Here is a 15,230-nt window from a genome sequence, read left to right on the forward strand (position 1 = left end):
ATTAGCCACGTAAGTGTTAATGAGCTTGCATTGTTGAGCCATTTTAATCACAAGTAGGAGATGCCCCAATGAAACTCAAACTTCTTACTGCTAGCCTTTGTGCCGCTGCTCTTTATGCTAGTGCTGCCGTTGCTGATCATGGCCCTACCATGGTGGGCGGAGCCAGCATGCTTCCCGAGCGTAATATTATCGAAAATGCCGTTAACTCAGGTGACCACGAAACGCTGGTGGCTGCAGTGCAGGCAGCTGAGCTAGTGGATGTGTTACAAGGTGATGGCCCTTTTACCGTCTTTGCACCCACGGATGAAGCCTTTGCGGACTTGCCCGACGGCACCGTTGATACGTTGCTACAGCCTGAGAACCTTGAGCAGTTGCAGACCGTTCTGACTTATCACGTGGTGCCAGGCAACCTGACGCGGGACGCGTTGTGGGAAGAGGTTATGGAGAACGACGGCACCGTGGCTTTTAAAACCGTACAAGGCGGGCATCTTTCCGTTATTCGTAACGGTAATAACCTGATGGTGATGGATGCGCAGGGCAATAGTGCCAATATAACGGTGATTGATGTTGCCCAAGCTAACGGCGTTATTCACGTGGTTGATCGTGTATTAATGCCTTAATCGATCGGATGCTGGCGACTAATGAACACTCATTCGCCAAGTGACTGTCCCGCTGCCTTGAGTCTTAAGGCAGCGGTAGTTTTAATATTTGACGACTGACAGCTTCCTCTCGCTGCCAACCAATGACAGCGCGGCCGCTGAACGCCCTTAGCGAATAGATATTACCCCTGGCGTAAGTTTAACCATGCGTTGCTAAGCCAAGCACCTGCGTTGATAAGTTCGCTTTCCGTTGAACCTGCATAGCCGAGCACTAAACCAGGTCGCTTATTCTCACCAAGGTAATAGCGGGAAAGAGGAGAAAGCGTAATACCCGCTTCATTAGCACGCCTTACCAGTATCTCTTCTGTTTCAAAATTATCGAGCTCAGCCAGAAGGTGCATGCCTGCATGGCCGTCAGAAAGCTGAAGCCCTGCGGCCACCGCAGGCGCTAACGCAGTGCGCAGGCAGGCTTGGCGTTGGCAATAAGCAGCCCGCATGCGAGCGATGTGGCGAGTAAAGTGGCCGTTGGCAATAAGTTCAGCAAGCGCTGATTGTATGGGGTAGTTACCCTCGCGGTGCAGCCGCGTATGGGCGCGCTTAAAGTCTTCGGCAAGCCTATCAGGCAATACCAAATAGCCTAAACGCAAACCGGGGTAAAGCACTTTACTGAAGGTGCCCACATAAATCACCGGCGTCTGTTCGGCGAGGCCTTGTAGAGAGGGAGTAGGCGGCGTGTCGTACCGAAATTCACTGTCGTAATCATCTTCGATGATCCAGCTGCCAGCATGAGAAGCATACTCTAACAATGCTAGTCGGCGTGGTATTGGCATGGTAACGCCACTGGGGTATTGGTGAGAAGGTGTTACATAGATTAGCCGGGGGGAGGGGGCGCCTGCAGGCGCTAGTGAAGGGTTTAGTCCTTCTTTATCTACGGGTATGAGCGTTGTCGTTAAGCCCGAGGCTAGGAAACATGCTTGCGCTCCGCGGTAACCAGGCTCTTCCATCCAAACCGAATCGCCGCTATCGGTGAGCAGTTGGGTAGTCAGCTCAAATGCCTGCTGAGCTCCTTGGGTAATCACGATCTGCTCTGGTTGACAGCGCACCGCGCGGGAGAGGCGTAGATAGTCACAAAGGGCTGCTTTAAGTTCAGGCAGCCCACCGTTGGTTTGATAATCCATCCATGACATTTCTGCGTGATAATAGTGACGTCGCAAAAGGCGTTGCCATAGCTCGCGGGGAAACAGATCGAGTGCCGGAACGCCAGGGGCAAATGCTCGATGGCCGTGGCTTAACGCGCCGCTTAGCGTTAGTAGTGTGTTGCCCCGGTTTGAATAGCGAACAGGCACAGGGGAGGGAAGTTCGGTTCTGTTTAATCGTGTGGGTAGTTGTGCCACATAGAGCCCCGCTCCCTGGCGAGCGATCAGCAATCCTTCCGCCAGTAGCCGGTCCATAGCGGCCAGCACCGTATTGCGGCTAATACCTAAAGCGGTGGATAAATAGCGAGAAGAGGGAAGTGCATCGCCTGCCGTCAATTCGCCATGTTGAATCCAATCCTTAAGCGAACGGTAGAGCTGTTGAACAAGCGTGGCTGCTTCATCCGCTGCTAGCCTTATCGCTAGCGCCTCCGTAATCCAATCGCTAGCAGCGTTACGTCGTTTCACTGGTTCCCTCAATTTAGCGATAAGTGGCTCTTTGTTATAGACCACTATAGCGGCAAGCTGAGTTTGTTCACCATCTTAATGGAGTAGTTGCCATGGTTAATATTCGTTCAGCGGTACTGTCTGACTTAGAGGCACTTAGTGGATTACTCGACGGCTATCGACAGTTCTATAATCAGCCGAGTGATCTCGGTGCGGCGCGGGATTTCTTGCGTCAGCGCTTTGGGCTGGCGGATTCGCGCATTTTAGTGAGTGAAAATAGCGACGCTAACCTCACTGGTTTCGTGCAGCTTTATCCTGGGGTTTCCACGGTGGGCTTGAATGCGCGTTGGACGCTAAATGATCTTTTTGTGTTGCCGGAGTGTCGCGATAAGGGCACGGGAAGGGCGTTGATGGAAGCCGCCACCCAACTGGCTCGCGAGCATGGTGTCGCGCGCTTAATCCTTATGACTCAGGTAGAGAACGAGCGCGCCCAGCACCTTTATGAGTCCTTGGACTGGCAGCGCAACACGGCGTTTTACGGTTATCTGCTGGATATCAAATAACGAAAATGATGGCTAATAAGCAGCCATTTCAAGCCCGGCGTTCAGCCGGGCTCAGACGACAGTGACTTACAACACAGCTTTTTAAGCGCAATACAGGTTTATGCGTTGCTTAGCTTGCGCGCTCGATGCAGGTTTTCCATCGTATTCAGACACGCCTGGGCGGCTTCTTGCCCTTTGGTAACAAAGTGCTGGGTGTAGAAGTCGTGGTGAGTGCTGTGCTCATGGAAGTGGTGTGGTGTTAGGACGACCGAGATAATCGGTACTTGCGTATCTAACTGCACGCGCATTAAGCCATCAATGACCGCATGGGCGACAAAGTCGTGGCGATAAATGCCGCCGTCTACCACAAAGCCTGCCCCGACAATGGCGCCGTAGCGGCCACTTTCGGCGAGTACCTTTGCCTGGAGGGGGATTTCGTAAGCACCTGATACGGTGAAGATGTCCACTTGTTCGGCGTTAAGACCGCAGCGTTCTACTTCAGTGATAAATGCTTCATAGGCCTTCTCGACAATGTCGTGATGCCAGTGGCCTTGAATAAACGCAATGCGCTGGGCCGTGGTGTGTGTTGAAAGCGTTAGCGGAAATGTCTGATTCATGGTCATTCTCTTGGATAAGTTGTACCAGAATCAGGGCACGCGGGACCGGTCGTCAGGCAACCGAAAAAGGTGGCTGAAGCCACTTTTTAAGTTGCGTGTCTAAGGTACCGTTCTCTTTCATCCGGACTATCACCGTCGGCTTCGGCTTCTCACCGAATCTGCTGACCTCAAGAAATAAAAAAACCGTCTTGAGCGCTCGCGGGCTTAGATGACAAAAATTTATTCAGCCATCATCACCGCCGGTGGGGACTTTCACCCCGCCCTGAGAACTTTGCTGATTATCAGCCCGGCTATATTACGCTTTTTCTAAATACCAAGCCACGGGGGTGTCGTAATCTTTGCGGGGTCGCGCTGCATAATGATCTCACCGTGGCGAACGGAAAGTAGCACCTCGCCCTGAGTACGCAGCACGCTGTAGTCATCCTCGCCCTCCAGCAGGTTGAAGCTGGCGGGTTTGCCGACCTCGATACCGTAACGCGCTTCAATATTGAGTGTGCGTGCGCTGTTGTCAGTGATAAGCGACAGCGCCTGGCTGAAATCCTGATAGCCCATCATTTGGCAGATATGCAAGCCAAAATCGAGCGTCCGCAACAGCTTACCGTTACCCAGCGAGTACCAGGGGTCGAAGATCGAATCCTCGGCAAAGCAGACATTAATGCCCGCGGCGTTTAGTTCTTTTACGCGGGTAACACCACGACGTTTTGGGTAACTATCAAAGCGTCCCTGCAGGTGAATGCTTTCGGTGGGGCAGGAGACAAAGTTGATGCCCGAACGTTTGAGCAGCAGAAACAGCTTAGAGCAGTAGGCGTTATCGTAGGAGTGCATCGCCGTCGTGTGGCTAGCGGTCACGCGGCTGCCTAAATCGTTAAACAGCGCTTCGCAGGCCAGCACCTCAAGAAAGCGCGAGTTAGGGTCGTCTATCTCATCGCAGTGCACATCCACCAAGCGGTCATATTTGATCGCTAGCTCTATCACCCGCTTCATGGAAGCGACGCCTAGTTCTCGGGTGTACTCAAAGTGGGGAATGCCGCCGACAACGTCCGCACCGATCTCCAGCGCCTCTTCCATCAGGCGGTCGCCGCCGGGGTAGGAAAGCAGGCCATCTTGCGGAAAAGCGACCACTTGGATATCGATTTTATCTTTCAATTCATCGCGCAAGGCGCATAGGGTTTTAATGCCGATTAGACTGGGGTCGCTGGTGTCAGCGTGTGTACGCACAAACTGGACGCCGTTGCCTATCAACAGATTCAGGGTGTTAAGCGCGCGTTCGCGAATATCCGCTTCGGTGAGCATGGGCTTACGCTCACCCCAACGCTCGATGCCTTCAAACAGCGTGCCGCTTTGATTCCAGCTTGGCTCGCCCGCTGTTAACGCGGCGTCCAAGTGAATATGCGGTTCAATGAACGGCGCGCAAAGCAGCTTGCCGCCCGCATCAATTTGCCCATCCCCCGCCGTTTGTGGCGCGTCTTGAGCGGTAATTGCTGTGAACGTACCGTTCTCAATCTCAAGCCGGTAAAGCTCGGGGCGCTGGCGTAGGCGGGCGTTAATGATCTGCATGCTCATATAGTTAGTGGCTCACTTATTGTTTGGCAGTCGAAGGGGAGGTATCACTTAGCGTAGCGTGGTTTAAACGAAGCAGTACAGCGTAGCTAACTGCCGCTACCACGACACCTACCAATGGGGGGAGCAACGGGGAGAGGTAAGCGGCTCCAGCGCCTAATGCATAGGCGGCTAACCCTCGGCGATTAAAATTGGGTAGCTGAGTGGATTCCAGAGTAGGGTAGCGGCCTTTATGTTTGAGCCAGAAGTCCGCCATGATCACCCCGCCCATGGGAGGAATAAAGGTGCCTAGCAGTACTAGAAAGGGAATCAGCAGATTATACATACCGCCTACCGCCAGTACGGTGCCAATCGCTGCGCCACACACCGTGACTAAGCGGCGTTTCTCGGTGCGCAGCAAATTGCAGCCCGCTACGGCAAAGTTGTAAATGGTGTTGTCCTGGGTGGTCCAGATATTTAGAAACAGCATCAGCACCGCGATGGTGACAAAGCCCTGCGCGATCAATACATCGACGATATCCGCCTGCTGGTAAATCATGGTACCCAGTGCGCCAGTCAGCACCATTAAGCCGTTGCCCACAAAAAAAGCCGCCAGAGTCGCGATCACGGCAATTTTCGGCGTCTTGGCGAAGCGGCTCCAGTTAGTCGCTTGGGTGCCTCCGCTAATAAAGGTGCCAATGATGACGGTAATCGCTGCCGCTACGCTCATGCTTTCCGTGGGCGTTTGCTGGCTTAGTCCGGCAAATCCGTGAGCATCCACCAGCCCGGTGAACAGGCTAATCAAGATAAACAGCATCATGGCGGGGACGGCAAAGCGCGAAAGCCAGTCCATCCCTTTATAGCCAATCATGGCCGTCACGCAGAAACCAAACCCAAATAGCACCATTAAGGGGATTTCCAGCCATTCAGGCATTCCTGTGGTGCGTACTAACACTAGGGCAATGGTGGCGGTGCCCCAGGCGTACCAACCAATCTGGGTAAAGCCGAGAATAAAATCGGAAAGTTTGCTGCCTTTTTCACCGAAGCAGAAGCGTCCCATCAGCACGGAGTTAAGACCGCTTTTACAGGCAATGTAAGCGAGAGCTGCCGCGTATGCGCCCAGCAACAAGTTACCCACCAGTATGATCCAGAGCAGTTGGCCAATCGGGAACGACTGGCCAAGCGAACCACCGGCCCACATGGTGGCAGTGAAAAAAGTAAAGCCGAGTAGCACAACGGAGGTGGAGAGCAAGCCCTTACGGGCGCTAGTGGGGACTTCACTTAGCGGATAGTCAGAGTGGTGCATGGGGAGACTCCAGGTGAGTATTATTATCCTAGGAACCTCTGATTAACTATTGCGCTTGGCCATACTGCGTTAAAAATCGCCTCGTGCGCGAGCCCGGTCAAAATGCTCATTTACAACCCGTAAACTCCGCTTTTTCGTTGATTTTTTCCTTGTCTGGCCTGCGCTCATCACATTAATCAGAGGCTCCCTTGTTATATAAGCAACCTGCGTGCCAAGCTTAGCTCCCCAAGGCGTTTAAAGCGTCCTCTCCAACAACCCTCGCATTAACGTTTCGATCATACTCTCGTACTCGTCTGCTAATGAGAATTGCTGCGGATCTTGTAGCCAATCAAAGCAAATGCCGATTAAAAAGCTATGGTACTGACGCCGGGCGCTGGCGGGCGTGAGATCAGCGCGCAGATGGCCGGCTTGCCGGGCTTTCTCAAACAGCTGCTCAACCTGCATTTCGGCATGCTCAGAAAGCCGAGTGATCATGCTGATACGTGGATGATCATCTTCCAGCTTTTCGCAGCGATGCAGCACGATGGTGGCGGCGCGCTGTAACGGAAGGTTATGGCAGATAGCGCCAAGAGCACTCAGGGCAATCTCTTGCAGGCATTTGGTGGGGGTGTGGCCCAGTCGCAGCACAGCATCATCGACGATTTCATCGAGCGGCACGCGAACACGCTCTAGCAGGGCATCGAATACCGCCGCTTTATCCTCAAAATGCCAGTAAATCGCGCCTCGGGTAACGCCAGCCGCTGCGGCAATATGGGCCAGTGTAGTGCGCGAAACCCCTTGAGCGAGAAACTGAGTTTCTGCAGCATCAAGAATGGTCTCGCGGGTGCGTTCAGCCTCAGCTTTGCGGCGTGACATAGCGGCTCCTAACAAAAAAGTGCACTTATATTGGCATTACTGAATGGCAAAGTCGCCAGTAGGCGATTAGTATACACATTCACTGACATTCATGAATGTCAGTGAAATTTTTATGACTACGTATTGATAACACCACCGAGGAGTCCGCTGTGCGTAACACTGTGATTCGATTGCTTCCAGCGCTGCTGGCCCTGCTGCTGGCAACAGGTGACGCTTATGCCGAGAGCCAGAATGAACCTCCTCCTCGGCCGGTGAAGCTGGTGACATTAGAAGCGTCTGGTGCCGCGCTGCAGCGCCAATTTCCTGCGCGCGTTGAGGCCACTACACGCAGCAATCTATCGTTTCGCATGGCGGGTGAGCTGTTAGAGATTAACGTGAGTCCCGGTCAGCGGGTAACGGAAGGTACCCTTATCGCGCGTATTGATGATCGTAATATGCGCAGTGAATTGGATAGCGCCCGTTCACGGTTAGAGCTAGCGCGGGCCACTCACGAACGCATGCGCTATACCCTAGAACGTGGAGCGATTAGCCAAGCACGGTTTGATGAATCAGAGGCGGAGTTGCGTGCCGCTCGGGCGACCTTTGAACAGGCCGAAGAGCAACTGGAAAATACCCAGCTGCGCGCACCTTACGATGGTGTGATTGCCCAGGTGCCGGTAGATAATCGGCAGATTGTCCAGGTGCAGGAAACCGTGGCGGTGATTCAGCAGCCAGGGCAGCTTGATGTGATCTTTCATTTACCGCAGCAAATCGTTCAGCAGATACCCCACAGTGACGAGGTGACCCCGTTTGAAACGGCGATGGCCTTTGAAGTGCGGTTTGGCAATAGCGAAAAACCTTACCTTGCGCAATTGGCGTCTTACACCACCCAGGCCAGCGCCCAAAGCTTGGCTTATGAGGTAACGCTTCGGCTACCGCAGCCCGACGATATCACGCTGCTTGATGGCATGAGCGCCACCGTGCGGCTTGATTTAGGCCAACTGTTACCCGCGTCTGAAGGTCTTGTTTGGCATTTGCCGCCTGACGCCATTAGCTATCAAGGTGAGAACTCGGAGCAGGCGGTGGTGTGGCGTTTTCAGGCACCGAACCGTGTAGAGGCGGTGCCGGTCGAGGTGGGGCGTTTAACCTCTAAAGGGTTAGAAGTGAGTGGCGAACTAGCCGCGAATGATCGTGTGGTGGCAGCGGGAGCCCATCGTGTCAGCGCTGATATGCGTGTAACACCGTGGGAAAAGGAACAGGGGCTATAAGATGGTTGATTACTTCTTACGCCACCGGGCCGCTAGTTATTTAATGACCGTGGTGCTGCTCTTCGGCGGGGCGCTTGCTTTCACTGGCATGGGGCAGCTTGAGTTTCCTGAATTTACCATTCGCAATGCGCTAGTCACTACCCAGTATCCTGGTGCTACGCCAGAAGAAGTGGAGCAGGAAGTCACCTCGACACTGGAAGAAGCCATTCAGGAAATGCCTGCGATTAAACGTATCAGCTCGGTGAGTTCAAACGGGTTTTCGCAAATTACCATCGAGCTGCAAAGCACGGTGCAAAACGATGAGCTTCAGCAGCTGTGGGATTCATTACGCCGTAAAGTTGGCGATGCGCAGGCCGCACTGCCGCCAGGCGCCAGCCAGTCACGAGTTAACGACGACTTTGGCGATGTGTTCGGCTTGATGATTAACCTGACCGGTGATGGCTATGCCATGCCCGATTTGAAAAGCCAGGCCGAGTTTCTTAAGCGTGAACTCGCCTTGGTCGACGGCGTTGAAAAGGTGTCGCTGGCGGGGGTGAGAGACGAGCGCATTTTCATTGAAGTCGACCGAGAGCGGCTACGTGCGCTGAACATTCCGCTAAGTTCACTCCAGCAATTGCTGAATACGCAAAATGCCGTAGTGGACTCGGGTCACTTGAAGCAGGGGGGGCAGCGTTTCCGAGTAACGCCTTCGGGTAGTTCCGCCGATATTGAGGATTTACGCGCGTTAATCGTTAGTGAAGGTAACGGCGAGCTGGTAAGGCTGAGCGATATCGCAGAGGTTTCCCGTGGCTTGACCGAGCAACCACAGCAGCTTTATCGCGACATGGGGCGACCGGCTATTTCCCTGGGCATCTCGTTTGAAAGCGGCGTCAACGTGGTCGAAGTAGGTGCCCGACTTGAACAGCGGCTTGACGAACTGGAGGCACGCACCCCGTTAGGTATGGAGCTCAACGTGGTCTATGACCAGCCGAGCGTGGTGGATGAGGCGGTATCCGGTTTCTTAATCAGTCTGATCCAGGCGGTGGCCATCGTCATTGTGGTGCTCATGCTGTTTATGGGCTGGCGCAGCGGCCTACTAATGGGCTTTATTCTGCTGATTACCATTATTGGCACCTTTATGCTGATGCGCATTCACGGTTTGCAATTGGAAAAAATCTCGCTGGGGGCACTGATTATCGCCTTGGGGATGCTGGTCGATAATGCCATTGTGGTCACTGAAGGCATGCTGGTGGGCCTAAAGCGTGGCCAAAGTATTCGTGAGTCAGCGCATCAGGTGGTTCGACAAAACGCATGGCCTCTGCTGGCAGCCACGCTGATTGCAGTTGCTGCCTTTGCACCGATTGGGTTGTCGCCAGATACCACCGGTGAATTTATCGGCTCGCTGTTCTATGTGTTGCTCTATTCACTGCTGCTAAGTTGGCTGACAGCGCTGACGCTCACGCCGTTCTATTTCAAACTGCTGTTTCGCAATGTGGCGCCTAGCAGCACTGATGAAGATCCTTACAAAGGGGTGGTGTACCGCTTGTTTAGCCGCGTGATTGTGGCGGGTATCCGGCTGCGTTGGCTAACACTTGGTCTGGTGATGGTCATACTGGCAGGTGCGGTTGTCGGTTTTGGTTCCGTCAAAAATGCCTTTTTCCCTGCCTCGAATACGCCCATCTTCTTTGTTGATTACCGCACGCCGGAAGGCACCGATATTCTGGAAACCCAGCGGCGGGTGGCAGAGTTGGAAGAGGTGGTGATGGAGATGGAGGGTGTCCGCCATCTCACCACCGTGGTCGGCGGCGGTGCCCAGCGCTTTACCCTGACCTATGCGCCGGAAGACCGCTATGCCAGCTATTCACAGCTAATTGTTGAAACCGATAACAAAGCGATACAGCAAGCGCGCATGGCGGATATCGAAGCGGTACTTGAGCGCGATCACAGCGATATCGACTATAAAATCGCCCCGCTGGAAGTTGGCCCTGCCCCGAAAGCCAAGATCGAAGCCAGGTTTTACGGCAGCGACCCCGCCGTATTACGCCAGCTAGGTGATCAAGTCGCGGCACTGTTTAGTGATACGTCCAATATGGTCAGTGTTCGCACCAACTGGCGTAACCGTGTTCAGGCCGTGGTGCCAATTTTTGCCGAAGACACAGCGCGACGGCTGGGCGTTACGCGCGAGAATTTGGCGGCCACACTGGCGCTGAGTACGAGTGGTAGTCAGGTGGGCATCTACCGTGACGGCAGCGACCTGATTCCGATTGTCGCCAGAGCGATACCCGAGCAGCGCAACGATATCGATAATGTCGGGTCGCTTAACGTATGGAGCGCCGAGCAGGGGCGCTACATCACTGCGGATCAAGTGATGCGCGATGTGACGACCCAGGTAGCAGATCCACTAATCATGCGCCGCGACCGCGAGCGCATGCTGGCGGTATATGGCGAACCCGACCCGCTAAGCGGAGTGACGGCGGCTAGTGTATTGGCTCAAGTTCGACCCCAAGTAGAAGCGCTTGAATTGCCACCCGGTTATCGGCTTGAGTGGGGTGGTGAATTTGAGACCGCCGGTGAAGCCCAGAGCGGCCTATTTGCATCGTTGCCACTTGGGTTGGTGATGATGTTTATTATCACGGTGGTGTTGTTTAACAACTTCCGTCAGCCGCTGGCGATCTGGTTTTTGGTGCCGTTGACCATTGTCGGCGTAGTGGCCGCGTTACTGCTAACCGGGTTGCCTTTCTCGTTTATGGCGCTGCTGGGCACGCTGAGTTTGATCGGGATGGTGATCAAGAATGCCATTGTTCTGGTAGAAGAGATCAATGTGCAACTGCCGTTGCACAAAGATCGCTACCACGCCGTGGTGCGCGCCGCCATTAGCCGCGTGCGCCCCGTTTCAATGGCTGCGCTAACCACCATGCTGGGGCTGATCCCGCTGATTAGTGATGCATTCTTCGCCAGCATGGCGGTCGCGCTGATTGGTGGCCTTGGTGTTGCCACGCTGCTCACCCTTATCGTGCTACCGGTGATCTATTGCGTGCTTTACCAGATCAAGATTCATGAGGATTCATCGAGCACTTAATTCAGCGCCGCAGCGACCTCTTCAACTTGTAGCGCTAAGCTTTGTAGGCCGCCACCGGAGAGGTACCAAAGTGCTGGGGTTAGCATCACTAGCTGGGGGGTAGTACCTGCCTCGGCTAGTGTTTGGCGCAGTTGGTCGGCATCCGCAGGTTCATCGCCAATGGCGGCGCTGCGATCAATGACCAGCACAACGTCTGGTTTGATGTCGGCAATGGCATCAGCAGAAAGCGGTGTAAAGGTGCGTTCACCACGGGTTTCTGAGGTCACACTCTCCGGCATGTTGAGCGCTTCCACGCCTAGTACATCGTGAACGACGGGATGTTGGTTAAGCATCAGGTTGCCGCCGTTGTGAGTGACGACCAGTGTCCTGGGGGCAGTGCTGAGTGCTTCGCGTAGCGCGTCAATCTCTGTATGGAGCGTTGCCAGTGCCTCATCAGCTTCACTTTCCGCCTCAAATTGGCTGGCGAGCTCACGCACGTTGTCGTCAAACGCTGTGAGGTAGTTATCGCCTTGCAAACTGGTGTTAAGTAGCGGTGCAATATCGCCAAGCTCTTCTTCCCAATCGCCCTGGCGGCCAGTGTAGAGAATCAGGCTAGGTTCGCTAGCGCTAATGGCCTCCATGTCCGGTGAGCGTAGGCCACCAATATCGCTATAACGGTCGCTAGCGTATTGCTCTAGGTAGGTGGGCAGGCTCTGCTTGGGGACGCCAACCACTTGTTCGCTTAAGCCCAGTGCATCTAGCGTATCTAGACTGCCTAAGTCGAAGGTGGCGATGCGCTGCTCGGCATGGGCGCTTGCGCTAACGACTGAAAACAGCACAGCTGTGGCGAATGTAGTAGTGAGTGTAGTGGCGGATGTAGTGGCGAACGAGGTAGGCTTCATCGTAGTTCCTTTTATGAGAAAGTATTTTATATGCGATAGTTTCTCATAGTCTCAAGGGAAGAGACGCTATGTCGCCTTTTTATAGCGGAACAAGCTGTTGCGCAAAGCGTGACCGCCCTCACAGAGGAGGGCGGTGCCATTATCGAAGGTTAGGTCGTGGTGCGTTGTTTATGAGATAAGCTCATAAGACAAGTTCATGAGGCGACACGGAAAGGGTTACGAGGGTCGTTGTCCCAGGCCAAGAATGGTTTGCCGGTTTCTTGAGGCACCATGGTGATGCAATTCTCCACTGGACAGGTGATTTGGCATAAGTTGCAGCCAACGCACTCGTCTTCGATTACCTCGTAACGGCGTGCGCCATCTTGCTCGGTGAGCTTGGCAATCGACTGATGGGAGGTATCCTCGCAAGCGATATAGCAGCGACCGCACTCAATGCACAGGTCCTGATCAATCTTGGCAATGGTTTTAAAGTTGATGTCCAGGTGTTTCCAGTCGGTGGTTTGGGGCACGGCTTTGCGCGAGAACGATTCAATAGAGTCGTAGCCTTTTTCTGCCATCCAGCGTGAAAGGCCATCTTTCATCTCTTCTACAATGCGAAAACCGTTGAGCATTGCAGCGGTACATACCTGCACGCTACCTGCTCCCAGGGCGATAAATTCTGCCGCATCCCGCCAGGTGGAAATACCGCCGATACCGGAAATCGGCAGCGTTGGCGTTGCCGGGTCGCGGGCAATCTCTGCCACCATATTCATCGCGATAGGCTTCACGGCGCTGCCGCAGTAGCCACCGTGGGTACTCTGATGGCCGACCGTGGGTTTGGCGACCATATTGTCCAGGTCGATACTAGTGATCGAGTTGATGGTGTTGATCAGCGATACCGCATCGGCGCCACCCCGTAGCGCGGCCTGGGCACCCACGCGGATATCGGTAATGTTGGGGGTGAGTTTTACAATCACCGGTTTGGAGTAGTGCTTCTTACACCAGTAGGCAACTTTTTCGATCAGGTCGGGATTTTGGCCGACCGCTGCCCCCATGCCGCGTTCCGGCATGCCGTGAGGGCAACCCAGGTTGAGCTCGATACCATCTGCGCCCGTTGCTTCCACGAGTGGCAAAATATACGCCCAGGCTTCTTCATTACAAGGCACCATGATGGAGACAATCAGCGCTCGGTCGGGCCAGTCTTTTTTCACCTGGGTAATTTCTTGAAGATTGATCTCCAACGAGCGATCGGTAATGAGCTCGATATTATTGAAGCCGATCACCTCGCGGTTTTTGCCATAGTGAGCAGAGTAACGTGAAGAGACATTCACCGCAGGTGGCTCTTCGCCAAGGGTTTTCCAGACGACGCCGCCCCAGCCTGCTTCATAGGCGCGCACTACGTTATAGGCTTTATCCGTGGGCGGGGCAGAGGCTAGCCAGAACGGGTTCGGGGCTTTGATACCCGCAAAGTTCACCGACAGGTCAATGCCGTTCACCACGCTGTCGCCGCTGTTTTTCTTACCCGGTGGAGTGAAAGGAAGTGTGTTCATGCGGCCTCCTGATTGGCGGCAAGCGCTTGGTGAATGGCATGGGCAGCCAGTTTGCCGTGTTGAACGGCTTGAACGGTGAGATCTTGGCCGGAGTTGACGCAGTCGCCACCCGCGTAAACATTGGGCATTGAGGTGCGGAAGAATGCATCAACTTGGATACGTTCGCCGTCGCGGGCAAGCTCTCTGGCGGCTTCATCCGTCAGGCTAGCGCTATCAAAGCCTTGGCCAATCGCCTTGAAGATGGCATCGGCGGCAAGGTCGAATGTTTCACCAGTGGGTGTTAACTGACCAGCCTGGTCGTGGGTCTTGGCAAAACGCATACCCGCCACGCGCCCTTGATCATCCAATAAAATTTCGTCTGGCTGGGCCCACGTCACCATGCGTACGCCGTTAGCTTTGGCGATTTCTTGCTCATGATCGGTAGCAGACATCGCCTCTGTGCCGCGGCGGTAGACCAGCGTTACCTCTGTCGCACCAAGCCGGGCCATTTGAGTCGCCATATCAATGGCGGTATTGCCTGCGCCGATCACAATGCAGCGCTTGGCGACAGGTAAGCTCTCTAGGTCTTTGGTTTGGCGCAGGGTTTTAATGTAGTCAACGGCTGGCATTAAGCCGGGAGCATCATCCCCAGTGAGCCCTAAAGCACGGCTGGCACCAAGACCTAAACCGAGGAAAACGCTATCAAACTGCTGGTGCAGCGTCGCAAGCGACAAATTATCACCGAGGCGCTGGCCGTATTGAAGCTCAATGCCGCCTATTTCTAGTAGAAACTCCACTTCTTTACGGGCGAAGTCATCGGTCATCTTATAGCGGGCGATGCCGTACTCATTCAGTCCGCCTGGTTTTTGTTCGGCCTCAAAAATGGTCACTTGATGGCCTAGCATCGCCAAGCGGTGAGCACAGGAAAGGCCGGCGGGCCCCGCGCCTACCACGGCGATATGGCGGCCGCTGTTAGCCGCCCGCTTGAACGGGTGGCTTTCGAACTGCATATGGTCAGTGGCGTGGCGTTGCAGCAGGCCAATTAACACAGGCTGGCACTCTGCGTCATGGTTGCGCACACAGCTACGCTCGCAGAGGATTTCAGTGGGGCACACCCGGGCGCAACTGCCACCTAAAATGTTGGCTTCCAGAATGGTTTCTGCGGCGCCATTAATATTGTTTTCGCTGATTTGGCGAATAAAACTGGGGATATCAATATCCGATGGACACGCCTCAACGCAGGGGGCGTCGAAACAGTACAAGCAGCGCTGGCTTTCGATCATTGCTTGGCGGTGGGTTAACGGCGGATGGAGGTCGCTAAAGTTGCTTGCCAGTGTCGGTGGGTCGTAGGTGCCGACCTCTTGTGCGCTTGGCAGGTGGTCAAGTGAATGGTTCACGGTCATCTCTCCTGTTGGCTTTTTTCTTTTCTTGAGGAGCT

The 15,230-nt window shown here is 54.3% G+C and carries 12 protein-coding genes and 1 riboswitch; of the genes, 4 read left to right on the plus strand and 8 right to left on the minus strand.

All coding sequences use genetic code 11. The features are described 5' to 3' along the window. Positions 1-68 precede the first annotated feature (68 nt). On the plus strand, positions 69-620 hold the full coding sequence (locus tag CEK60_RS20835) for a fasciclin domain-containing protein (RefSeq protein WP_089040635.1): 552 nt from the start codon (positions 69-71) through the stop codon (positions 618-620). A 161-nt stretch (positions 621-781) separates the two neighbouring features. On the opposite strand, the gene pdxR is transcribed toward CEK60_RS20835, so the two are convergent. Next, the gene (gene pdxR, locus CEK60_RS20840) at positions 782-2,260 is read right to left on the minus strand and encodes a MocR-like pyridoxine biosynthesis transcription factor PdxR (RefSeq protein WP_089040636.1); all 1,479 of its coding nucleotides are present in this window, start codon (positions 2,258-2,260) and stop codon (positions 782-784) included. Between the two features lie 92 nt (positions 2,261-2,352). Here pdxR and CEK60_RS20845 point away from each other — a divergent pair, with 92 nt between their 5' ends. After that, a complete protein-coding gene (locus tag CEK60_RS20845) occupies positions 2,353-2,802 on the plus strand; it encodes a GNAT family N-acetyltransferase (RefSeq protein WP_089040637.1) in 450 nt (149 codons plus the stop codon). A 98-nt stretch (positions 2,803-2,900) separates the two neighbouring features. Here the strand turns inward: CEK60_RS20845 and CEK60_RS20850 are convergent, their stop codons facing one another. The 4 genes from CEK60_RS20850 to CEK60_RS20865 form a co-directional block, all read right to left on the minus strand. Then, a complete protein-coding gene (locus CEK60_RS20850) occupies positions 2,901-3,398 on the minus strand; it encodes a 6,7-dimethyl-8-ribityllumazine synthase (protein ID WP_089040638.1) in 498 nt (165 codons plus the stop codon). Between the two features lie 105 nt (positions 3,399-3,503). Continuing rightward, positions 3,504-3,672, minus strand: a riboswitch (FMN riboswitch). 32 nt (positions 3,673-3,704) lie between these two features. Beyond that, on the minus strand, positions 3,705-4,961 hold the full coding sequence (codA, locus tag CEK60_RS20855; RefSeq protein WP_089040639.1) for a cytosine deaminase: 1,257 nt from the start codon (positions 4,959-4,961) through the stop codon (positions 3,705-3,707). Positions 4,962-4,977: 16 nt separating this feature from the next. Further along, positions 4,978-6,243 (minus strand): cytosine permease, encoded by a 1,266-nt coding sequence (gene codB / locus CEK60_RS20860; protein WP_089040640.1) that lies wholly within the window; start codon positions 6,241-6,243, stop codon positions 4,978-4,980. Positions 6,244-6,477: 234 nt separating this feature from the next. After that, on the minus strand, positions 6,478-7,098 hold the full coding sequence (locus tag CEK60_RS20865; RefSeq protein WP_089040641.1) for a TetR family transcriptional regulator: 621 nt from the start codon (positions 7,096-7,098) through the stop codon (positions 6,478-6,480). 149 nt (positions 7,099-7,247) lie between these two features. Here CEK60_RS20865 and CEK60_RS20870 point away from each other — a divergent pair, with 149 nt between their 5' ends. Beyond that, positions 7,248-8,345, plus strand: a complete 1,098-nt coding sequence (locus tag CEK60_RS20870) for an efflux RND transporter periplasmic adaptor subunit (protein WP_089040642.1) — start codon at positions 7,248-7,250, stop codon at positions 8,343-8,345. A gap of 1 nt (position 8,346) precedes the next feature. After that, positions 8,347-11,403, plus strand: a complete 3,057-nt coding sequence (locus tag CEK60_RS20875) for an efflux RND transporter permease subunit (protein ID WP_089040643.1) — start codon at positions 8,347-8,349, stop codon at positions 11,401-11,403. Here the strand turns inward: CEK60_RS20875 and CEK60_RS20880 are convergent. The 3 genes from CEK60_RS20880 to CEK60_RS20890 form a co-directional block, all read right to left on the minus strand. After that, positions 11,400-12,284 carry an ABC transporter substrate-binding protein gene (locus CEK60_RS20880; RefSeq protein ID WP_089040644.1) on the minus strand — a complete coding sequence of 295 codons (885 nt, stop codon included), beginning with the start codon at positions 12,282-12,284 and terminating at the stop codon, positions 11,400-11,402. The two genes, CEK60_RS20875 and CEK60_RS20880, sit on opposite strands and share 4 nt — an antisense overlap. 194 nt (positions 12,285-12,478) lie before the next feature. Beyond that, complete coding sequence (gene preA, locus CEK60_RS20885; protein ID WP_089040645.1) at positions 12,479-13,813, minus strand: NAD-dependent dihydropyrimidine dehydrogenase subunit PreA; 1,335 nt, start codon at positions 13,811-13,813, stop codon at positions 12,479-12,481. Beyond that, positions 13,810-15,195: an NAD(P)-dependent oxidoreductase gene (locus CEK60_RS20890; RefSeq protein ID WP_269768682.1), complete on the minus strand. Its 1,386-nt coding sequence runs from the start codon at positions 15,193-15,195 to the stop codon at positions 13,810-13,812. The genes preA and CEK60_RS20890 overlap by 4 nt, the downstream gene beginning before the upstream one ends. Positions 15,196-15,230: the final 35 nt, after the last annotated feature.

It is taken from the genome of Halomonas sp. N3-2A (assembly GCF_002216165.1).
Taxonomy (GTDB): Bacteria; Pseudomonadota; Gammaproteobacteria; order Pseudomonadales; family Halomonadaceae; genus Vreelandella.